18 protein-coding genes are annotated in these 19,727 nt (G+C 70.6%); 12 read left to right on the forward strand and 6 right to left on the reverse strand.

The window, feature by feature from the left end; genetic code table 11:
* The first annotated feature begins 80 nt into the window (after positions 1-80).
* The gene (locus A8M77_RS02640) at positions 81-530 is read left to right on the forward strand and encodes a CBS domain-containing protein (protein WP_086919998.1); all 450 of its coding nucleotides are present in this window, start codon (positions 81-83) and stop codon (positions 528-530) included.
* A 20-nt stretch (positions 531-550) separates the two neighbouring features.
* Here A8M77_RS02640 and A8M77_RS02645 read toward each other — a convergent pair whose 3' ends face one another.
* Positions 551-1,453: a LysR family transcriptional regulator gene (locus A8M77_RS02645; protein ID WP_086919999.1), complete on the reverse strand. Its 903-nt coding sequence runs from the start codon at positions 1,451-1,453 to the stop codon at positions 551-553.
* A 104-nt stretch (positions 1,454-1,557) separates the two neighbouring features.
* On the opposite strand from A8M77_RS02645, the gene A8M77_RS02650 reads away from it, so the two are divergent.
* Genes A8M77_RS02650 through A8M77_RS02670 form a run of 5 tightly spaced genes read left to right on the forward strand, consistent with a single transcriptional unit; the run spans position 1,558 to position 6,591 of the window.
* Positions 1,558-2,430, forward strand: a complete 873-nt coding sequence (locus A8M77_RS02650; RefSeq protein WP_086920199.1) for an HpcH/HpaI aldolase/citrate lyase family protein — start codon at positions 1,558-1,560, stop codon at positions 2,428-2,430.
* A 37-nt stretch (positions 2,431-2,467) separates the two neighbouring features.
* On the forward strand, positions 2,468-3,469 hold the full coding sequence (locus A8M77_RS02655) for a tripartite tricarboxylate transporter substrate binding protein (protein WP_086920000.1): 1,002 nt from the start codon (positions 2,468-2,470) through the stop codon (positions 3,467-3,469).
* Positions 3,469-4,341 (forward strand): amidohydrolase family protein, encoded by an 873-nt coding sequence (locus tag A8M77_RS02660; RefSeq protein ID WP_086920001.1) that lies wholly within the window; start codon positions 3,469-3,471, stop codon positions 4,339-4,341. The genes A8M77_RS02655 and A8M77_RS02660 overlap by 1 nt, the downstream gene beginning before the upstream one ends.
* A 26-nt stretch (positions 4,342-4,367) precedes the next feature.
* On the forward strand, positions 4,368-5,351 hold the full coding sequence (locus tag A8M77_RS02665; protein ID WP_086920002.1) for a Bug family tripartite tricarboxylate transporter substrate binding protein: 984 nt from the start codon (positions 4,368-4,370) through the stop codon (positions 5,349-5,351).
* Between the two features lie 16 nt (positions 5,352-5,367).
* Positions 5,368-6,591 carry a CaiB/BaiF CoA transferase family protein gene (locus tag A8M77_RS02670; RefSeq protein WP_086920200.1) on the forward strand — a complete coding sequence of 408 codons (1,224 nt, stop codon included), beginning with the start codon at positions 5,368-5,370 and terminating at the stop codon, positions 6,589-6,591.
* Positions 6,592-6,598: 7 nt separating this feature from the next.
* On the opposite strand, the gene A8M77_RS02675 is transcribed toward A8M77_RS02670, so the two are convergent.
* The gene (locus A8M77_RS02675) at positions 6,599-7,264 is read right to left on the reverse strand and encodes a TetR/AcrR family transcriptional regulator (protein ID WP_238136685.1); all 666 of its coding nucleotides are present in this window, start codon (positions 7,262-7,264) and stop codon (positions 6,599-6,601) included.
* A gap of 138 nt (positions 7,265-7,402) precedes the next feature.
* Here A8M77_RS02675 and A8M77_RS02680 point away from each other — a divergent pair, with 138 nt between their 5' ends.
* The 6 genes from A8M77_RS02680 to A8M77_RS02705 are packed head-to-tail and all read left to right on the forward strand — an operon-like array spanning position 7,403 to position 14,302.
* Positions 7,403-8,428, forward strand: a complete 1,026-nt coding sequence (locus tag A8M77_RS02680) for an HlyD family efflux transporter periplasmic adaptor subunit (RefSeq protein ID WP_086920004.1) — start codon at positions 7,403-7,405, stop codon at positions 8,426-8,428.
* Positions 8,428-10,182 (forward strand): ATP-binding cassette domain-containing protein, encoded by a 1,755-nt coding sequence (locus A8M77_RS02685; protein ID WP_086920005.1) that lies wholly within the window; start codon positions 8,428-8,430, stop codon positions 10,180-10,182. The genes A8M77_RS02680 and A8M77_RS02685 overlap by 1 nt, the downstream gene beginning before the upstream one ends.
* Positions 10,179-11,303: an ABC transporter permease gene (locus tag A8M77_RS02690; RefSeq protein WP_086920006.1), complete on the forward strand. Its 1,125-nt coding sequence runs from the start codon at positions 10,179-10,181 to the stop codon at positions 11,301-11,303. Before A8M77_RS02685 ends, A8M77_RS02690 begins: the two co-directional genes overlap by 4 nt.
* 9 nt (positions 11,304-11,312) lie before the next feature.
* Positions 11,313-12,443, forward strand: coding sequence for an ABC transporter permease (locus tag A8M77_RS02695; protein ID WP_086920201.1), 1,131 nt, complete (start codon positions 11,313-11,315; stop codon positions 12,441-12,443).
* Positions 12,444-12,455: 12 nt separating this feature from the next.
* Positions 12,456-13,922, forward strand: coding sequence for an efflux transporter outer membrane subunit (locus tag A8M77_RS02700; protein ID WP_238136686.1), 1,467 nt, complete (start codon positions 12,456-12,458; stop codon positions 13,920-13,922).
* Entirely contained in the window at positions 13,919-14,302 is a 384-nt protein-coding gene (locus A8M77_RS02705; RefSeq protein WP_086920008.1) for a hypothetical protein, read from the forward strand. The genes A8M77_RS02700 and A8M77_RS02705 overlap by 4 nt, the downstream gene beginning before the upstream one ends.
* A gap of 269 nt (positions 14,303-14,571) precedes the next feature.
* Here A8M77_RS02705 and A8M77_RS02715 read toward each other — a convergent pair whose 3' ends face one another.
* The 4 genes from A8M77_RS02715 to A8M77_RS02730 all read right to left on the reverse strand — a co-directional run bounded on the left by A8M77_RS02715 (position 14,572) and on the right by A8M77_RS02730 (position 19,665).
* The gene (locus A8M77_RS02715; RefSeq protein WP_086920009.1) at positions 14,572-16,923 is read right to left on the reverse strand and encodes a PAS domain-containing protein; all 2,352 of its coding nucleotides are present in this window, start codon (positions 16,921-16,923) and stop codon (positions 14,572-14,574) included.
* On the reverse strand, positions 16,920-17,378 hold the full coding sequence (locus A8M77_RS02720; protein ID WP_086920010.1) for a response regulator: 459 nt from the start codon (positions 17,376-17,378) through the stop codon (positions 16,920-16,922). The genes A8M77_RS02715 and A8M77_RS02720 overlap by 4 nt, the downstream gene beginning before the upstream one ends.
* 9 nt (positions 17,379-17,387) lie before the next feature.
* The gene (locus A8M77_RS02725; RefSeq protein ID WP_086920011.1) at positions 17,388-18,581 is read right to left on the reverse strand and encodes a sensor histidine kinase; all 1,194 of its coding nucleotides are present in this window, start codon (positions 18,579-18,581) and stop codon (positions 17,388-17,390) included.
* Positions 18,582-18,726: 145 nt separating this feature from the next.
* Positions 18,727-19,665: a LysR family transcriptional regulator gene (locus A8M77_RS02730; protein ID WP_086920012.1), complete on the reverse strand. Its 939-nt coding sequence runs from the start codon at positions 19,663-19,665 to the stop codon at positions 18,727-18,729.
* Between the last annotated feature and the right edge of the window lie 62 nt (positions 19,666-19,727).

The raw sequence follows: 19,727 nt of genomic DNA on the forward strand, positions 1-19,727 counted from the left end.
CCGCAGGGGCCGGAGGATGGGCGGCCATTGTGGGCTATATTCAATTCGGCATCAGCACCGAGCATGAGAGGAGCATCACGATGAAAGTCAGCGACATCCTGCGCGTGAAGGGAAACGCGCTCTTCACCGTCACCCCTGACGAACCCCTGTCCACGGCGGTCAACACCATGGCCGAGAAGGACATCGGCTCGCTGGTCGTGATGGAGCACGGCGACCTCGTGGGCATGCTGACTTTCCGCGAGGTGATCGTCGCCATCGTCGGCAACGGCGGCCAGGTCGGCAGCACGCTGGTGCGCAAGGCCATGGACGACCACCCCGTCACCTGCACGCAGGAAACCGACCTGGACGAAGTGCGTCGCATCATGCTGGAGCGCCATGCCCGCTACATGCCGGTGATCGACAAGCGCATGCTGATGGGCGTGATCAGCTTCTACGACGTGGCCAAGGCCGTGGTGGACAGCCAGAACTTCGAGAACAAGATGCTCAAGGCCTACATCCGGGACTGGCCGGCAGAGGACGAGCCGTCCTGACCGTCGATCGCTGAGGGGCCCTAGCGCCCCCCGCGCTTTTTCCGCCCGGCGGTCATCGGGAACAGCGCCATCGCTTCCTCCCGCACCGCCTCCACCAGCCGCAGTCTGAGCGAGGCCCGCGACCAGATCAGCCCGATGCGCCGCGGCTCGAAGGGCAGGGGCAGCGGAATGCGCGCGAGGCGCAGGCCTTCGGGCCAGGGCCGGGTCCAGTCCGGCACCAGCGAGACGCCCAGGCCCCGGTCAACCATCACCGCGATCGCGCCCAGCGCATTGAGCTCGAAGCGCTCGCGCGGCTTGATGCCGGCCTTGCGCAGGTACTGCTCGGCCTGGCGGCCTCCCCATTGCGTGCGGTCGTAGCGGATCAGCGGCTGGGTCGACAGCAGCGCGTGCGGATCGGCATGGGCCCACTTCGCCGGTGCCAGCACCACCAGCGGCTCCTCGCGCAGCAGCTGCCAGCCCAGCGCCTTGGGCAGGGCCACGGGCGACTCCAGCACGATGGCAGCATCCAGCTCGCCGCGCTGCACCGCGGGGTGCATGTCCACGGAATAGCCGGGCTGCACGAACACATTGACCGCGGGATAGCGCTTCACCAGCCCGGCCAGGATGTCCGGCACCATGCCCAGCAGCGCATTGGTGCCGGCGCCCAGGCGCAGGTCGCCCGACAGCGTCGCGTCGTTGGCGAGCGAGCGCAGGTCGGCCACCTGGCCCAGCAGCTCGCGGGCGCGCTCGACGATGCGGTCGCCGGCCTCGGTGGGCGTGACGGTGCGGCCGGTGCGCCGCACCAGCGCCGTACCCATCTCGCGCTCCAGTGCCCGCACCTGCTGGCCGACGGCCGCCGGCGTGAGGTTGAGCCGGCGCGCGGCCTCGGCCATGGAGCCGTGCGCAACCACGGCAACGAAGCTCCTGAGGAAGTCGGTGTTCATGGGCGCTTGCGACGATAAAGAAAAACTACATTCTAAAAATAGCACCAAGCGGTTTTTCTTTTTGATGCAAGCGCTCAGACTCCGGAGATTCTTCTGGAGACATGATGCGCAGCAAGCTCTTCGTTCCCGGCTCGCGCCCGGAGCTGTTCCCCAAGGCGCTGTCCGGCCCGGCCGATGCCCTGTCCTTCGACCTCGAGGACGCGGTGGCCGAGGCGCGCAAGGCCGAGGCGCGCGAGTGGGTCCGCGCGCTGCTGTGCTTGCCCGAGGCGCAGGCCTCGGGCAAGACGCTGATCGTGCGCGTCAACGCGATCGACACGCCGCATTTCGAGGCCGACGTCGCGGCCGTCGTGCGCCAGGGCGTGCACCTCGTGAACCTGCCCAAGGCCGAATCGGCCGATCAGGTGCGCGCCGCCGCTGCCGCGCTGGAGGCGGCCGAGCGCGCGAACGGCGTGCGCCAGCCGGTGCGGCTGCTGCTCAACATCGAATCCCCGCGCGGCCTGCGCGAGGCCGCGGCGATGGCCGGCGCGCATGCGCGCGTCGCCGGCCTGCAGCTCGGCTTCGGCGACCTGTTCGAGCCGCTGGGCATCGCCCGCCGCGACGCCGCCAACGTGCATGCCGCGATGTTCGCGATGCGCATGGCGGCAGGGGAAGCCGGCGTGTTCGCCTACGACGCCGCCTTCGCCGACGTGAAGGATGCCGAGGGCTACCTGGCCGAGGCCGACATGGCGCGGCGCCTGGGCTACCTGGGCAAGAGCTGCATCCATCCCAGCCAGGTCGCGCTGGCGCACCAGGTGTTCCGCCCGCCGCAGGCCGAGATCGAGCGCGCGCTGCGCATCGTCGAGGCGGCGCGCGAGGCACAGGCGCGCGGCGTCGGGGCTTACATGGTCGACGGCCGCATGGTCGACGGCCCCTTCGTGCGCGGCGCCGAGGCCGTGCTGGCGGACGCGCGCCGGCTCGGCTTGCTGCCCGACGCCTGAGGACCGACTTCAACACCACGAGCAAAACGGAGACGACATGCGATTGACCGGACTTTCCCTTTCTTCTTCCACGCGACGCCGCGGCCTCGCGGCCCTGGCTGCGGTGGCTGCCGCCCTGACCTGCGGCCATGCCCTGGCCCAGGAGGCCTGGCCCTCGCGCCCGGTGACCATCGTCGTGCCCTATCCGGCCGGCGGTTCCAACGACGTGTTCGCCCGCGCCGTGGGCCGGCGCCTGTCGGAAGCGCTGGGCCAGCCGGTGCTGATCGACAACAAGCCCGGCGCCGGCGGCACCCTGGGCACCGGCATCGTCGCCAAGGCGCCGGCGGACGGCTACACGCTGGTCGCGGTGTCCTCCAGCTTCGTCACCAATGCCGCGGTGCAGCCGCGCCTGCCCTTCGATCCGGTCAAGAGCTTCGCGCCGGTGGCGATGATGGCGCAGGGGCCCTTCGTGGTCGCAGTGCGCGCCGACCTGCCGGTGAAGACGCCGGCCGAGCTGGTGGCGCTGGCCAAGCAGCGGCCGGGCAAGCTCAACTACGCCTCCTCGGGGCCGGGCAGCACCAACCAGTTCGCCACCGAACTGCTGAAGTCCAGCGCGGGCGTCTTCATCACCCACATTCCCTACCGCGGCATGGCGCCCGCCACCACCGACCTGATGGGCGGCAACGTCGACGTGCTGATCGCGAGCGGCCCCTCGCTGCAGCCGGCGCTGCGCTCGGGCAAGGCGCGCGCGGTCGGCGTCACCAGCGCCAAGCCCTCGGCCGTCGCGCCGGAGCTGGTGCCCATGGCCCAGGCCATTCCCGGCTACAGCTTCAGCATCTGGTGGGGCATGCTCGCGCCTGCCGGCACGCCGGCGGCGGTGGTGCAGCGGCTCAACACCGAGATCAACAAGATCGTCGAGAGCCAGGAGATGAAGGCCTTCCTGCTCCGCGAGGGCGCCGAACCCGCGGGCCTCACGCCGGCGCAGTTCGCGGCGCAGATCCAGCGCGAGATCCCGTACTGGCAGAAGGTGGCGAAGGACGCCGGCATCTCGACCGAATGATGGACACCGTCTTCCCCAATTCCGCCGGCAGCGCACCGCCGAGCATGCCGGTGCCTCATGACGCCTGCGACGCGCACATCCACGTGTTCGATCCGCGCTTCGCGGAGGCGCCCGGCGAGAAGCTGACGGCCACGCCCGCGCAGGCCACGGCCGCCGACTACCGCCGCATCCAGCAGCGCCTGGGCACGCGGCGCGCGGTGGTGGTGCAGCCGCGCGCCTACGGCACCGACAACAGCGCGACCCTGGATGCCATCGCGCAGCTGGGCGCAGGGCGCACCCGCGGCATCGCCGTGCTCACGCCCGAGGCCGACGAGGCCATGCTGCGCCAACTGGACGCCGGCGGCATCCGCGGCCTGCGGCTCACGCTGCACGCGGCCGCCGGCGCGCCCACGCGCTTCGAGATGCTGATGCCGCTGGCCGAGCGCATCGCGCCGCTGGGCTGGCACCTGCAGCTGCACTTCCAGGCCGCGCAGATCGCGCAGCATGCGGCGCTGCTGCGGCAGCTGCCTTGCCCGATCGTCTTCGACCACCTCGCGCGGCTGCCGCTGGGCGGTGAGCACCAGGAGGCGGCCTTCGCCCTCGTGCGCGAGCTGCTCGAGCGGGAGCGCGCCTGGGTCAAGCTCAGCGGCGCGTACCTCAACACGCGCAGCGGTCCACCGGCCTACGCCGACACGGTGGAGGTGGCGCGCACCCTGGTGCGCATCGCGCCGCAGCGCCTGGTGTGGGGCAGCGACTGGCCTCATGCCACCGAGCCCCTCGACAAGCCCGACGACGCCGCGCTGCTCGACCTGCTGGGCGACTGGGTCCCCGATGCCGCCACGCGCGACGCCATCCTCGTGCACAACCCGGCCCGCCTCTACGGCTTTGCCTGACAACCCCGGAACTCCTCCCATACGCCATGCCTTTCATCCGACGCCTTCCGAGCCTTCTTGTCCTTCCCCTGTGCGCCGCGCTGCTGTCGATGGCGCCGCGCGCGCACGCGCAGGCCGACTACCCGAGCCGCCCCGTGCGCCTGATCGTGCCCATCGCCGCCGGCCAGGCCACCGACATCCTCGCGCGCCTGGTGGCCGAGCAGCTCTCGCGCTCGCTCGGCCAGCCCTTCGTGGTGGAGAACAAGGCCGGTGCCGGCACCACCATCGGCACCGACTTCGTGGCCAAGGCCGCGCCGGACGGCTACACGCTGCTGATGGCGACCAGCGCCGGCTTCGCCGCCGCGCCGGCCCTGTACGCGAAGCTGCCCTACGACCCGGTGCGCGACTTCGCGCCGGTGTCCAACGTGGGCCTGGTGATCCAGACGCTGGTGGCCAGCCGCGACGCGCCCTTCGACACCCTGCCGCAGTTCATCGCCAAGGCCAAGGGCGGCTCGATGAGCTATGCCTCGGCCGGCAACGGCTCGACCTCGCACCTGGCGACCGAGATGTTCCTGCACCAGGCCGGCCTGCAGGCGGTGCACGTGCCCTTCAAGGGCGCGGCCGAGGCGCAGCCCCAGTTGATCGGCGGGCAGGTCCAGTTCATGTTCGACGCGCTGCCGGCGGTGCTGCCGCAGGTGCGCGCCGGCAAGCTGAAGGTGATCGGCGTCGGCTCGGCGCAGCGCACGCCGCTGCTGCCCGAGGCGCCGACGCTGGCGGAGCAGGGGCTCAAGGGCTTCGAGGCGGTGGGCTGGATCGGCCTGGCGGCGCCGGCGAAGACGCCGGACGCGGTGCTGGACAAGCTCAACCAGGCCGTGCACCGTGCCTTGGCGACGCCGGAGATGCAGGAGCGGCTGAAGACGTTGTCCTTCACGCCCGCGGCCGACACGCGCGAGCATTTCGGGCGCTTCATCGCCGCCGAGATCGGCAAGTGGGGCCAGGCGGCGAAGAATGCGCGCATTGCGCCCCAGTGAGCAGGAGGACATGCAGATGACGAGCGCGAACCAGGGAGAAGAGGCAGAAGAGGCGCCGCGCGGGCCGCTGTCGGGCATCCGGGTGCTGGACCTCAGCGCCTACATCGCGGGGCCCTACGGCTGCACGCTGCTGGCCGACATGGGTGCCGAGGTGGTCAAGGTCGAGCCGCCCGGCGGCGACAACCTGCGCAAGTACCCGTCGACGCTGGAGGCCGAGAGCCGCGCCTTCCTCGGCGTCAACCGCAACAAGAAGGGCCTGGCGCTGGACCTCAAGAAGCCGGAGGGGCTGGAGGTGCTGCACCGGCTGCTGGCCGAGGCCGACGTGCTGGTGCACAACTTCAGGCCCGCGGTGCCGCCGCGCCTGGGCATCGCCTACGGGCAGTTGCAGGAGCGCTACCCGGCGCTCGTCTACTGCGCCGTCACCGGCTACGGCGAAGAGGGGCCGCTGAAGGACAAGGCCGGCTACGACCAGGTGCTGCAGAGCATGACCGGCATCTGCGCGATGCAGGGCAGGGCCGGCGGGCCGCCGGAAATCGTCTACGGCTCGGTGGTCGACTACTACGCGGCCTCGATGCTGGCGATGGGCGTGAGCGCTGCGCTGGTGGAGCGCGCGCGCAGCGGGCGCGGGCAGTACGTGGGCGTCTCGCTGCTGCGCAGCGCGCTGGCCATGCAGTCGGCGCGCCTGGTGTGGGCCGACGGCGAAGGCCGCGAGGTGGGGCGCGACATGCGCTCGGGCGGCGTGACGGGGCTGCATCCCACGCGGGAGGGCCATCTGTACCTGTCGGCCAACACGGCGCATTTCTGGGCCGCGCTGTGCGAACGCACCGGCCTGCAGGCACTGGCCACCGACGCGCGCTACGACACCGTGCGCAAGCGCGCCCAGCACGCCGCCGAGATCGTGCCGCTGCTGCGCCAGGCGCTGCTGAAGCACAGTGCGCTCGAATGGGAGGACATCTTCGGCGAGGCCGTGCCCTGCGCGGCAGCGCGGGCGGTGGAAGACATGTTCGTGCACGAGCAGGTGCTGGCGGAAGGCATGGTCAGCCACTTCAGCCACGAGGGCGTGGGTGGCTACCGCGGCTTCGACAAGCCGGTGAAGTTCGGCCGCACGCCGGGGCCGCAGGCCTTCGCCTCGCCGGGCTTCGGGCAGCATGCGGCGGACATCCTGGCAGCGCACGGCTACGGCGAGGAAGAGATCGCGAAGCTGCGGGCGCTGGACGTGCTGCCCGAGAGGATGGTTTGAGTTCCGTTCAGGCCGCGGCCTTGCGCTTGGGCGGCTTGTGCGCCTTGCCCAGCGCCTCCAGTCCTGCGAACACGTAGCGCATCAGGTCCTCGAACACCGCGCCGCTGTCGGCCGCCATGGCCGGCAGCACCTTGCTGGGAATCTCCTTCGGCGCCACCAGCATCACGATGCACGGCAGCACCGAGAACACCAGCCCGCGCTGCACGGCGGGATGGTCGGGCGGCAGTCCCAGGATCTGCGCGATCAACCCGAGCAGCAGCTTCGCCTTCGGCCGCACCGCCTTCTCCACCAGCGCCGGCGCCAGCGGCCCCGGTGACATCACCTCCCGCAGCACGACGCGGAACCCCCATGGGCTGCCCTCGCGGCTCGACGGCGCGAGCAGGTGCTGGAGCAGGGCGCGCAGCTTCTCGCGCGGATCGCCGATGGCCCGCGTCATCTCCTCCAGCTCCTCCACACTCACGATCTGGCGGTGCGCCTCGATCAGCACCTCCTCGTACAGCCCCTCGCGGCTGCCGAAGTGGTAGTTGACCGAGGCCATCGGCGTGCCCGCGCGCTCGCAGATCTCCTTGCTCGTGGCATCCGCGTAGCCGCGTTCAGCGAACACCTGGCCGGCGGTCTCGAGCAGCAGCGCGCGGGTGGCAGTGCCGTCGGGACGCGAGGCGCGTACGGCCACGGAGGCGGGGGCTTTCTTTCGGGGGGCAATGGGCATGGGACTGCGAAATACTCGGGTTTAGTTTGAATTTGAATTCAAATTCGCTAAGATCCAGTCTACTTCATCGACGACTCAACGGCGAGCCCTCGCCCCCAGCCCATGAACAAGAAACCCCTCGTCCTCGGCGGCATCCTCCTGGTCGCGGCCCTCGCCGCCGGCGCCTGGTACTTCACCCGCAAGCCCGCGGACGCCTCGACGCTCGTCCTGTACGGCAACGTCGACCAGCGCCAGGTCTCGCTCGCCTTCAACGGCAGCGAGCGCATCGGCAGGCTCGACGTCCAGGAGGGCGACCGCGTCAAGGCCGGCCAGGTGCTGGGCGAGCTCGACACGCGCACGCTGAAGCTGCGCGTCGCGCAATCCAGGGCCCAGATCGCCGTGCAGGAGCAGGCCCTGCAGCGCCTGAAGACCGGCAGCCGCCCGGAGGAGATCGCCCAGGCCCACGCCGGCGTGGCCGCCGCGCAGGCCGATGCCGAGCTCGCCCGCCAGCAGCTCGACCGTCTGCAGGGCATCCGCCAGACCACCGCCGGTCGCGCGGTCAGCCAGCAGGACCTCGACAGCGCCGAGGCCCGCCGCAAGGTCGCGCTGGCCCAGCTGGAGAATGTGCGCAAGGCGCAGCAGCTGGTGGTGACCGGCCCGCGCAAGGAAGACATCGCGCAGGCCCAGGCCCAGCTCGAGGTCGCCCGCGCCGAGCTCGCGGTGCTGAACCGCCAGGTGGAGGAGGCCACGCTGCAGTCGCCGATCGACGCCGTGGTGCGCGCGCGCCTGATGGAGCCCGGCGACATGGCTTCGCCGCAGCGCCCGGTCTACACCCTCGCCATCACGGACCCCAAGTGGGTGCGGGCCTATGTGGCCGAGGCCGACCTCGGCCGCATCCGGCCCGGCATGGCCGCCACCCTCGGCACCGACAGCCATCCCGGCCAGCCCCTGTCCGGCAAGGTGGGCTACATCTCCTCGGTGGCCGAGTTCACGCCCAAGACCGTGCAGACCGAGGAACTGCGCAGCAGCCTGGTCTACGAGATCCGCGTGCTGGCCGACGACAAGGAAGACCGCCTGCGCCTGGGCATGCCGGTCACCGTGCGCCTCTCGTTGAACGGCCAATCGGCGCAGGCCGCGGGCGGACGCTGATGGACGCCGCCATGCCCGCGCTGGTGGGCGAGGGCCTGCACAAGGGCTTCATGCCCAAGGGCGCCAAGCGCAGCGTGCAGGCGGTGGCCGACGTCTCGCTGCGCATTCCCGCCGGCAGGCTCAGCGCCCTGGTCGGCCCCGACGGCTCGGGCAAGACCACGCTGCTGCGCCTCGCTGCCGGCCTGATGCGCGCGGACAGCGGCACGCTGCAGGTGCTGGGCATCGACGTCGCGGCCGATCCGCAGGCGGTGCAGGACCGCATCAGCTACATGCCGCAGCGCTTCGGCCTCTACGAGGATCTGAGCGTGCAGGAGAACCTCGATCTCTACGCCGACCTGCACGGCGTGGCCAAGGACCTGCGCCAGGCGCGCTATGCCCGGCTGATGGAGATGACCGACCTCGGCCGCTTCACCGCCCGGCCGGCCGGCAAGCTTTCCGGCGGCATGAAGCAGAAGCTCGGCCTGGCCTGCACGCTGGTGCGTTCGCCGCAGCTGCTGCTGCTGGACGAGCCCACGGTGGGCGTGGACCCGCTCTCGCGACGGGAGCTGTGGCAGATCGTGCAGCAGCTGGTCGACGACGAGCGGCTCAGCGTGATCGTCAGCACCGCCTACCTCGACGAGGCCGAGCGCTGCGCCCAGGTCTTCGTGATGCACGAGGGGCGACTCATCGCGGAGGGCGCGCCGCAGGCCATCCGCGACAACGCGCAGGGCCTGTGCCACATCGCGAAGCCGCCCCCGGGCATGGCCGCGCGCACCCTGCAGGCCCGGCTGCTCGATGCGCCCGCCTCCATCATCGACGCCGTTCCGCAAGGCGGCGACGTGCGCTTCATCCGCCGGCCGGATGCCGACGAGGCGGCGCTCGCCGCGCTGTTCGATGGCATGCCGGTCGAGACGGTGCCGGCGCGGCTGGAGGATGGCTTCATGGTGCTGCTGCGCTCGAAGCATCCGCAGCCGGCGATGGCGGCGCCGCAGTCCTCGCCGGTCGCCGCGGCCCCTGGCGCGCCGGGCGAGGTGGTGATCGAGGTCAAGGACCTGGTGCGCAAGTTCGGCGACTTCACCGCCGTGGCCAGCACCAGCTTCAGCGTGCGCCGCGGCGAGATCTTCGGCCTGCTCGGCCCCAACGGCGCCGGCAAGACCACGACCTTCCGCATGCTGTGCGGCCTGCTGCCCGCCAGCAGCGGCTTCCTGCAGGTGGCGGGCGTCAACCTGCGCCATGCGCGCGCGCAGGCCCGCTCGCGGGTGGGCTACGTTTCGCAGAAGTTCGCGCTCTACGGCAACCTCACCGTGGCGGAGAACCTCGAGTTCTTCGGCGGCGCCTATGGCCTGCGCGGTGCGCGCCTGCGCGAGCGCATGCAGGCCGTGCTCGACCAGTTCGAGCTCCAGGGGCAGGAGGGCGCCACCAGCGGCCAGCTGCCCGGCGGCTTCAAGCAGCGGCTGGCCATGGCCACCGGCCTGCTGCACGAGCCCGAGATCCTGTTCCTCGACGAGCCCACCAGCGGCACCGACCCGCTGGCGCGGCGGGAGTTCTGGCGCCGCATCACCGCGCTGGCCGAGGCCGGCGTGACGATCATCATCACCACCCACTTCATGGAAGAGGCCGAGTACTGCGACCGCATCGTGATCCAGGACGCCGGGCAGCTGCTGGCCCTGGGCACGCCGCAGCAGGTGCGCGTGCAGGCGGGCAGCGCGCCGGACATGGAGCAGGCATTCATCGGGATCGTGACGCAGGCGCGCGAGGAAAGGGCACGGACATGAGCAGTGGATTCGGTCGCCGCCTGGGCGCGCTCACCCGCAAGGAAACACGTCAATTGCTGCGCGACCCGAGCAGCATCGCCATCGGCGTCCTGCTGCCCATCATCCTGATCCTGATCTTCGGCTTCGGGCTTTCGCTCGACGTGAAGAACGCGCCGATGGCGGTGGTGATGGAGGATGCCTCGCCCACCGCGATGGACGCGGTGGCCGGCCTGCAGCTCACGCCCTACATCTCGCCCGTCATGCTGGGCTCGATGCACGAGGCCGAGCAGTTGATGCGCGATCGGCGCGTCGACGGCATCGTGCGCGTGCCGAACGACTTCTCGCGCCGCCTCGCGTCCGGCGACGGCCGCATCCAGGTCATCGTGCACGGCGCCGATGCGGGCCGGGCCAGCATCGTGCTGCGCTATGCCACCGCGGCCCTGCAGCAGAACGCACTGCGCCAGGCTGACCGCGGGCAGAATGCGCCGGCCATCGGCGCAGTGGCCATCGAGCAGCGCCTGTGGTTCAACAGCGCCAACACCAGCACCTGGTACCTGGTGCCGGGCCTGATCGTGCTGATCATGACCCTGGTCGGCGCCTTCCTCACCGCGCTGGTGATGGCGCGCGAATGGGAGCGCGGCACGCTGGAGGCGCTGTTCGTCACGCCGGTGCGGCCGGTGGAGATCCTGCTGGCCAAGATCATTCCCTACTTCGGCATCGGCATGGTGGGCCTGGCCCTGTGCCTTCTGGCGGCGCGCTTCCTGTTCGAGGTGCCGATGGTCGGCTCGCTCGCGCTGCTGGTGCTGTGCGCCATGCTCTACATGCTGGTGGCGGTGGGCATCGGCCTGTTGATCTCCGCTGCCACGCGCAACCAGTTCCTGGCCAGCCAGGTCGCGCTGCTGGCGAGCTTCCTGCCTTCGCTGATGCTCTCGGGTTTCCTGTTCGACCTGCGCAACGTGCCCACCGCCGTGCGCGTGGTCGGGCAGGTGCTGCCGGCCACCTACTTCATGGAGCTGATCCGCACGCTGTTCCTGGCCGGCGACGTGTGGCCGCTGGTGCTGCGCAATGGGGGCATCCTGATCGCCTATGCCGTACTGCTGCTGGGCGTGGCGCGCGCCGTGACGCGCAAGTCGCTGGACTGAGGGCGAATGATGAACGGTTCCCTTCTCGACGCGCTGCTGCGCATCCTCAACCTCTGCCGCAAGGAGTTCCTCGCGGTGCTCAAGGACCCGGCCAGCCGCGCCATCCTGGTGGTGCCGGCGCTGATGCAGAGCCTGCTGTTCGGCTACGCCGCCACCTACGACCTGAACCAGGCCGACTATGCGCTGCTCGACCAGAGCCGCAGCGCGGCCTCGACCGAGCTGGTCGCCCGGCTGGAGGGCACCGGCGTGTTCCGCCGCGCCGCGACGCTGAATACGCCGGCCGACATCGCCCGCGTGATCGACGCGCAGGATGCACTCTTCGTGGTCCAGATCGGCCCGCGCTTCGAGCAGCAGCTGCAGGCAGGGGAGAGCGCCCCCGTCCAGTTGATCGTCGATGCGCGCAACTCCAACACCGCGGGCTCCGCCGCCGGCTACGTGAGCGCGATCGTGGCCGACTTCAACGCGCAGTGGCGGCGCCAGCATGGGGGTGCCGAGGCGCCGGTGCGCATCGACTCGCGCGCCTGGTTCAACCCCAACCTCGAGACCCGCTGGAACCTCATGCCCGGCATGATCGCCGCGCTGAGCATGCTGCAGACCCTGCTGCTGACCGCGTTGTCGGTCGCGCGCGAGCGCGAGCAGGGCACCTTCGACCAGTTGCTGGTCACGCCGCTGTCGCCCACCGAGATCATGGTGGGCAAGGCGGCGCCGCCGGTGCTGATCGGGCTGCTGCAGTCCACCATCGTCCTGCTGGTGACGCTGCTGTGGTTCAAGGTGCCGATGGCCGGCTCGCTGCTCACGCTCTACGCGGGCCTGGCCTGCTTCACCATCGCCAGCGTGGGCATCGGCCTGTCGATCTCGGCGGTGTCGGCCAACATGCAGCAGGCCATGCTCTACACCTTCGTGCTGATCATGCCGCTGATGCTGCTGTCGGGCCTGACCACGCCGGTGCGCAACATGCCGGAGGCCCTGCAGATCGTCACCCTGGCCAACCCGCTGCGCTTCGCCATCGACCTGGTGCAGCGGGTGTACCTCGAGGGCGTGGGGCTCGCGGCCGTCTGGCACAACCTCATCCCGCTGCTCGTCATCGCGGTGGTCACGCTGCCCCTGGCAGCCTGGCTGTTCCGCCATCGTCTCGCCTGAATGGTCCTTGCCATGAAAAAACTTTCCACACTGCTTGCTGCGCTCCTTCTGGCCGGCTGCGCCGTCGGCCCCGACTTCAAGCCGTCCACGCCCGAGGCGCCGGCCGATTTCTCGGCATGGCACGGCGGCTCGACCGAGCTGCTGGATGCGCAGGTCCGCAGCACCCAGGGCGCGCCCATCGGCTGGTCGGCCTTTGCCGACCCGGTGCTCGACGCGCTGATGGACAAGGCGAAGGGGGCCAACCACGACCTGCAGAGCGCCACGCTGCGCTTCACGCAGAGCCGCGTGCAGCGGCAGCAGGCCGAGGCGCAGCGCGGGCCTCAGCTCAATGCGAGCGCCGCCGCCTCGCGACAGCGGCAGAGCGAGGTCGGTTCCGGCACGCGGCTGATCGATGCGCTCAACCCCTCCAACCGCGAGCAGCTCATCGGCGTGCTGAGCGAGCCTTACAACCTCTACCAGGCCGGCTTCGACGCCTCCTGGGAGCTGGACCTCTGGGGCCGGGTGCGGCGCTCGATCGAGGCCGCGGAGGCCGACGTCGCGGCCTCGCAGGCCCTGCTGGCGCAGGTGCAACTCGCGGTGCAGTCCGAACTGGCGCGCAACTACTTCGAGTTGCGCACGGCCCAGCGGCAGCTCGGCCTCGCCCGCGCCGACATCGCGGCCAGCGAGGAAACGCTCTCGCTGGTGCGCGCGCGCGCCGACGGCGGCCTGACGACCGACCTCGACGTGACGCGCCAGGCCGCGCAGGCGGCCGAGCTGCGCGCACGTGTGCCGCAACTGCTGGCCCAGGAGGCGCGGGCGATCAACCAGATCACGCTGCTGGCTGGCGAGCGCCCCGGCGCATTGCAGGCGCAGCTTGGGGTGCCTGCCGACGCGCCCGCGGGCGTGCTGCCCGACCTCTCGCCGGGCCTGCCCTCCGAAGTGGCGCTGCGCCGCCCCGACATCCGGCGCGCGCAGGCCCAGCTGCACGCGGCCACCGCCGGCATCGGCGTGGCAGTGGCCGACCTGTACCCCCGCATCACGCTGGGTGCGCGCCTCGGCTTCGAGTCGGTGGGCAGCCGCGACTTCGGCGAGTGGGGCAGCCGCCAGTGGTCGATCGGCCCCAGCCTGCAGTTGCCGATCTTCGACGGCGGCAGGCGCCGCAGCACCGTGACCCTGCGCGAGCTGCAGCAGCAGGAGGCCGCGGTGGCCTACCAGCAGACCGTGCTCAAGGCCTGGCACGAGATCGACGATGCCCTGAGCGCCTACGCCGCCGACCGCCAGCGCCAGCTGCAGCTCGTGGAGAAGGAGCGCCACAGCCGCGACGCCTGGGCGCTGGCGCGCGTGCGCTACGAGCACGGCCTGACCGACTTCCTGGTGCAGCTGGATGCGCAACGCACGCTGCTGCAGGCGCAGCGCGACCAGGTGGAAGGCAGCGGACGGCTGGCCCTGGACCTGGTGGCGCTGACCAAGGCGCTGGGCGGGGCGGGCGCCGGGCCATGAACCTTGTGCCTTTCGTCAGCGTGGACGGCACGCCCTTCTCCATTGCGCGAGAGGACTTGCTGAGGACGCGAGGCCGGCCCGCCAGAACCGGGCGCAATGGCGTGGGCCTGAACGAGCTGGACTACGGGTCGGTGGTCTACCGCTTCCAGGACAGCGGCCGGCTGGAGGAGATCACCCTGCAGGCGCCGCTGGTCATCATCGGCCAGCTGACCGTGCCCTTTCATGCGTTGGCGTCCTTCGTCCGGAGCGAGGATGCTGATGCGTTCGAGCGTGCGGAGTTCGTGGTCTCGCCGAGGTTCGGGCTGGCCTTCGATCCGAAGGAGCCATTCTGGGTGACGGCGCTGGCGGCGCATTGCCTGGACGCGTGGCGAGCGATCTGAGCGCCTTGCCTCGAACCGAACGGATGTGCTGCAAGCGGCGCCTCGGCGCGAGGCCGTCAGCGCCCCCTTCGGCCGCTCCGCCATGTAGGCCAGCGTGCGGGCCACCAGCGCGCGCACGCCCAGGCGCAGGGTCTTCTCGTCGATCACGAACTCGGACGAATGGTTGGGCGCGCCGGGCTTGTCGCCGAAGGGCGAGGCATTGAGGTTCCAGAACACCACCGGCCGGTTCTTGCCGAAGGAGCCGAAGTCTTCCGAGCCCATGCGTCCGATCACGCCTGCAGCGGCGGCGTGAGCACGCGTGCCAGGCTGATGGCCAGTTGGCGCGTCGAGAGCGGCTTCTTGAGCAACTCGTCGGGCCCGGCGTCGCCGCCGCGCGGCACGGCCACGTCGCCGACGTAGCCGCTCACGAGCAGCACGGGCATGCCGCGCCGGATGCTGCGCACCTGGCGGATCAGGGCCGAGCCGGACATGCCCGGCATGCGTTCGTCCGTGACGAGGGCATCGAAGCCTTCCGGGTCGGCGCGGAAGGCCTCCAGCGCCTCGGCGCTCGAGGTGAAGCCGACCATCGCATAGCCCAGCTCGGCCAACGTCTCGGTCGCGAGTTCGACCAGGAGCGCCTCGTCGTCGACGAACAGCACCCGCTGGCCGGTGCCGCGCGGAATGTCTTGTTCGGCGTCATGCGCCTGCTCGGGCGCGTCGCTCGCGCGCGGCAGGTAGACGCTGAAGCAGCTGCCCTGGCCGGGCATGCTCGTCACGTCGATGGCGCCGCCCACGCCCGTCACGATGCCGTGCACCAGCGACAGGCCGAGGCCGGTGCCCACGCCCAACTCCTTGGTGGTGAAGAAGGGGTCGAAGATCCGGTCCTGCTTCTCCGGGGCGATGCCGATGCCGCTGTCGCGCACCTCCAGCACGACGTAGTCGCCGGCAGCGACGGTGCCGACCGTCACGGCGCGCTCGCCGCCGGCGTGCAGCAGCGCGAGCGACACATCCAGGGTGCCGCCTGCGGGCATGGCCTGGATGGCATTGGTGGCAAGGTTCATCAGCAACTGGTGGACCTGGGTCGGGTCGCCCTGGATGGCCGCGCGGCCAGCCTTGAGCGTGCTCCGGATGGAGATGCCCGCCGGCAATGTCGCCGCAAGCAGATCGAGGGTCTCGCGGACCACGCCCTCGACATGCACGGGAATGCACTCGCCCATGCCGCTGCGGCTGAAGGTCAGGATGCGGTCCACCAGTGCGCGCCCGCGCTCGCCGGCGGCGAGGATGTTCTCGATGTCGCGTCGCAGCCGGCCTTCGCGCGGCAGCTCGCGCAGCATGCGCTCGCCGTAGCCCAGGACGGCGCCGAGGATGTTGTTGAAGTCGTGGGCGATGCCGCCGGCCAGCGTTCCCAGCGCCTCGAGGCGCTGCGCCTGCAGAAGACGCGCCTGCAGCCGCCGCAGTTCATGCTCGGCATCGCGCCGCTGCGTCACGTCGAACATGAAGCCGACGATGCGCTCCGGCCGGCCTTCCTCGTCGCGCAGCATGCGGCCCTTGGCCTGCAGCCAGCGCGCGCCGGCATCCGGATCGGCGGCGCGATACTCCACCTCCAGCTGGCCGGACTGCTCGGCATGCCGGATCGCGTCCTCCACCGCAGGCCAGTCGTCGGGATGGACGCGCTGCCTCCAGACGCCGATGCTGGCGTAGGCGCCGTCGGGTGCCTGCCCATGCGCCGATCGGCCCGGCGCCATGCCCGGCCCGATGCGGCACTCGAAGGCCACGGCGCGCGCCGCCTGCTGGGCCAGGTCGAGCATCTCCTGGCGCGCGCGCAGCGTGGCCTCCGCCTCGACGCGCTCGGTGATGTCGGTGGTGGTGCCGATGAATTCCTCCACCTGGCCCGACGCTGCCTGCACCGGCCTCCCCATGCTGCGCAGATGCCGCGCGGATCCGTCCGGCAGCACGACCCGGTAGTCCATGGAATACGGCTGCCTGCCGCGAAGCGCTTCGTCGAGCACCCGTTGCACGCGCGCGAGGTCATCCGGGTGGACGACGCCGAGAAAGCACTCGAGCGACGGCGCCACGCCGCCGGGCTGGAAGCCCAGCATCCGGTACTGCTCGTCCGACCATGTGACCGTGCCGTCGGCCAGGGCCCACCCCCAACTGCCGGTGTGGCTGATCCGCTGCCCGTCCGCCAGGAAGGCCTCGCTGCGCCGCAGGCGCTCCTCGGCGTGCCGTCGCTGGACGCGTTCCTGCCGTTCTCGCAGGGCCCGGCGCACCGCGCTCGCGAGCCGCGACAGCCGCGCCTTGAGTACATAGTCGGTGGCGCCGTTCTTGAGGGCCTCGATCGCCACCTCCTCCCCCAGCGCGCCGGAGACGAAGATGAACGGCAGCTCGGGCGCGTGCTCCCGGGCGAGCTCCAGCGCCGACAGGCCGTCGAAGGTGGGTAGCGAGAAGTCGGCCAGGACCAGGTCGAATCCGCCCTCGGCCAGCCCCGCGCAGAAGCCGTCGCGCGTATCGACGCGCTGGATGTCGAGCACCAGGCCTGCTTCCTCCAGCACCGCCTGGATGATCTCGGCGTCGTGTGGATCGTCCTCCAGGTGAAGAGCGCGCAGCGAAGGGGGCGTGGAGGGGCGGGAGGAGGCAGTCATTGCTTGCGCAGTCCCACGCTTCCCGGCGGCGGCTCGTTGATGATGGCCCAGAAGATCCCCAGCTCCTTGATGGCGTTGACGAACTCGTGGAAGTCGACCGGCTTGACCACGTAGCCGTTGACCCCGAGCTGGTAGCTCGCCACCTTGTCGCGCTCCTCGCGCGAGGACGTCAGCACGACGATCGGGATGACCCTGAATTCCTCGTGCGACTTGAGGTCCTGCAGCACCTCCAGCCCATCGACCTTGGGCAGCTTCAGGTCGAGCAGCAGCACGGCCGGGTTGCCGGGGTCGCGGGTGGCGTAGGTGCCACGGCGGTAGACGTAGTCCAGCGCCTCTTCCCCGTCGCGCAGCACGACCACCTCGTTGGCCAGCTTGTATTCGTCGAGCGCGGTGAGCGTGAGTTCGACGTCATGGGGGTCGTCCTCGACGAGCACGATTCTTCCGAACGTTGCCATGTGCATCTCCTACGGCGTTGGAACCGAGACATAGAAGGTCGCGCCCTCGTCGAGGACGGATTCGGCCCATGCCCTGCCGCCGTGGCGGGACATGATGCGCTGGACCGTGGCCAGCCCGATGCCCGTGCCCTCGAAGGCCTCGGACCCGTGCAGCCGCTGGAAGACACCGAACAGCTTGTTCACGTATTTCATGTCGAAACCGACGCCGTTGTCCCGGACGAACACGACGGCCTCGTGCGGCCCCGCGCCGAGGGTTCCGACCTCGATCCGCGCCGGCGTCCGGGTCCGCGTGAACTTGACGGCATTGCTCAGCAGGTTGACCAGCGCCACGCGCAGCATCGCACGGTCGCCGTAGACGCTGGGCAGCGCGCCGATCTTCCAGGCGATCTGGCGGCCCTCGGTCTCGGACTCGATTTCCTTGAGGATCTCCGCCACCAGCGGCCCCAGGCTGACCAGGGTGTTCTGCGTCTCGACGCGTCCGATGCGCGAGAAGCTCAGCAGGTCGTCGATGAGCGTCCCCATCCGCTGGCCCGACTCGCGGATGATGCCCACGTAGCGTCGGCACCGCTCGTCCATCCCGGCGGAACCATGCTTCTGCAGCAGCTCGCTGTAGCCCACCAGGTGGCGCAGCGGCGCGCGCAGGTCGTGAGAGGTGGAATAGGCGAAGGCCTCCAGTTCGCGGTTGCTCGCCTCCAGCTCGACGGTGCGCCGCTCGAGGTCGGCGTTGAGACGGCGGACCCTCTCCTCGGCTCTGCTGCGCTCGGCGACCTCGGCAGCGAGCTCGTCGCGGGCCCGGCGCAGCTCTTGCTCGATCCGTCGACGCCTGGAGCTGAACCAGGCGATCAAGGTCGCGAAGCCGATGAAGATGATGAAGTACAGGCGATCGGCGGCGTCGATCTCGAGGCTGTGGAGCGGCCGCGTGAAGAAGTAGGCGACGCTCACGCCCGAGAGCGCGATGGCCACGATGCCCGGGCCGATGCCTCCATACCAGACGGAGACGGAGATGGCGACCAGGAACACCGGCACGACGATCTTGTCGACCTCCTGGAGGTCTGCGAGGACGCCGAGTCCCGTCGCCAGGATGACGATGCCGGCCGCCAGTGCATACGAGCGCAGCTGCTTGAGCCACGGCTTGCGCTGCGCGCCGCTCGCGCCGGGCGTCCGGGTCGCAACGGACCTGGCACTGTCGTCCACAGCGTCCACGGGCTTGGCCTCCGTCCTGCGAATCGGGCCGTTAGCGTAGCACTTCCGATGCGGCGCGAACCACCCGTCCGACAGGCTGGAAAACCCGGACTTTCCAATTCGGCCGGGCGCGCACGCGGAGCTTGCAGCTGCCCGATGCAGTGCCTCAGCGATCGCGCTGCGGGTGCCCCGGCGACGGGCTCGAGGCCGCGAGGTGCTGCAACAGAAGGCCCGCCGCCGGCGACAGCTGTCCCCCCGCCTGCGCCGCCATCAGCAGCCGCCGCTCCGCCCAGGCATCGCTGAGCTGCAGCACCTTCAGGCCGAGCACGCTCACCTGTGCCGAGCAGGCCGCCAGCGGCACCACGCCGATACCCAGGCCGGCCGCGATCATGTGACACATCGCGTCGAAGCTGCGCACCTGCACGCGCAGCCGCATCGGGATGCCGGCCTGCTCGGCCGCGCGCGAGGTCAGCTCCAGCAGCGAGCTGCTGCGGTTCAGGCCCACGAACTCGTACGCGAGGCAGGTCTTGAAGCTCACCCGCTTCGCGCGCGCCAGCGGGTGCTGCCGTGCGCACAGCACCACCAGTTCGTCGGTCTGGAAGGGCATCACCTCGAGCCCGTAGGCCGGCGTGTTCTCGGCGAACACACCGACGTCGGCCAGGCCGTCGACGAGCGCGCGCACGATGTCGCCGCTGAGCTGCTCCTCCACCTCGACGCGGATGTCCGGATGCCGCTCGAGGAAGGTGGCCAGCGCCATGGGAAGGAACTCGGTGAGCGCCGACATGTTGGCCCACAGCCGTACGTGGCCGCGCACGCCGCTCGCGTAGTCGCCCAGTTCGCTGCTGAACTGCTCGAAGCCCTGGAACAGGCGCATCGCATGCTGCACGGCGACGTGGCCGGCGGGCGTGAGCGCGATGCCCTGGGCGCTGCGCTCCAGCAGCTTCGAGCCAGCCGCGTTCTCGAAGTCGGACAGGCGCCGGCTCGCCGCTGAGAGCGCCAGGTGACAGGCCTCGGCGCCCTTGGTGATGCTGCCCGATTGCGCCACCGCGCAGAACAGGCGCAGGGTGACGAAGTCGACGCGAGCGGGATTGATGGTGCGGGCCATGGCCCGGATTCTAGGAAGGGCCTTCGCGTTTTGCGAAGCCCTGCTGCCGTCAGAGCAATTCC

Origin of the sequence: Variovorax sp. JS1663 (assembly GCF_002157355.1) — a bacterium.
GTDB lineage: Bacteria > Pseudomonadota > Gammaproteobacteria > Burkholderiales > Burkholderiaceae_C > Variovorax.

Coding starts and splice junctions, on each gene's coding strand:
- A8M77_RS02665 (WP_086920002.1), top strand. CDS start 4,368: ATGCCTTTCATCCGACGCCTTCCGAGCCTTCTTGTCCTTCCCCTGTGC.
- A8M77_RS02640 (WP_086919998.1), top strand. CDS start 81: ATGAAAGTCAGCGACATCCTGCGCGTGAAGGGAAACGCGCTCTTCACC.
- A8M77_RS02650 (WP_086920199.1), top strand. CDS start 1,558: ATGCGCAGCAAGCTCTTCGTTCCCGGCTCGCGCCCGGAGCTGTTCCCC.
- A8M77_RS02685 (WP_086920005.1), top strand. CDS start 8,428: ATGGACGCCGCCATGCCCGCGCTGGTGGGCGAGGGCCTGCACAAGGGC.
- A8M77_RS02715 (WP_086920009.1), bottom strand. CDS start 16,923: ATGACTGCCTCCTCCCGCCCCTCCACGCCCCCTTCGCTGCGCGCTCTT.
- A8M77_RS02730 (WP_086920012.1), bottom strand. CDS start 19,665: ATGGCCCGCACCATCAATCCCGCTCGCGTCGACTTCGTCACCCTGCGC.
- A8M77_RS02705 (WP_086920008.1), top strand. CDS start 13,919: ATGAACCTTGTGCCTTTCGTCAGCGTGGACGGCACGCCCTTCTCCATT.
- A8M77_RS02695 (WP_086920201.1), top strand. CDS start 11,313: ATGAACGGTTCCCTTCTCGACGCGCTGCTGCGCATCCTCAACCTCTGC.
- A8M77_RS02690 (WP_086920006.1), top strand. CDS start 10,179: ATGAGCAGTGGATTCGGTCGCCGCCTGGGCGCGCTCACCCGCAAGGAA.
- A8M77_RS02655 (WP_086920000.1), top strand. CDS start 2,468: ATGCGATTGACCGGACTTTCCCTTTCTTCTTCCACGCGACGCCGCGGC.
- A8M77_RS02720 (WP_086920010.1), bottom strand. CDS start 17,378: ATGGCAACGTTCGGAAGAATCGTGCTCGTCGAGGACGACCCCCATGAC.
- A8M77_RS02645 (WP_086919999.1), bottom strand. CDS start 1,453: ATGAACACCGACTTCCTCAGGAGCTTCGTTGCCGTGGTTGCGCACGGC.
- A8M77_RS02660 (WP_086920001.1), top strand. CDS start 3,469: ATGGACACCGTCTTCCCCAATTCCGCCGGCAGCGCACCGCCGAGCATG.
- A8M77_RS02670 (WP_086920200.1), top strand. CDS start 5,368: ATGACGAGCGCGAACCAGGGAGAAGAGGCAGAAGAGGCGCCGCGCGGG.
- A8M77_RS02700 (WP_238136686.1), top strand. CDS start 12,456: ATGAAAAAACTTTCCACACTGCTTGCTGCGCTCCTTCTGGCCGGCTGC.
- A8M77_RS02680 (WP_086920004.1), top strand. CDS start 7,403: ATGAACAAGAAACCCCTCGTCCTCGGCGGCATCCTCCTGGTCGCGGCC.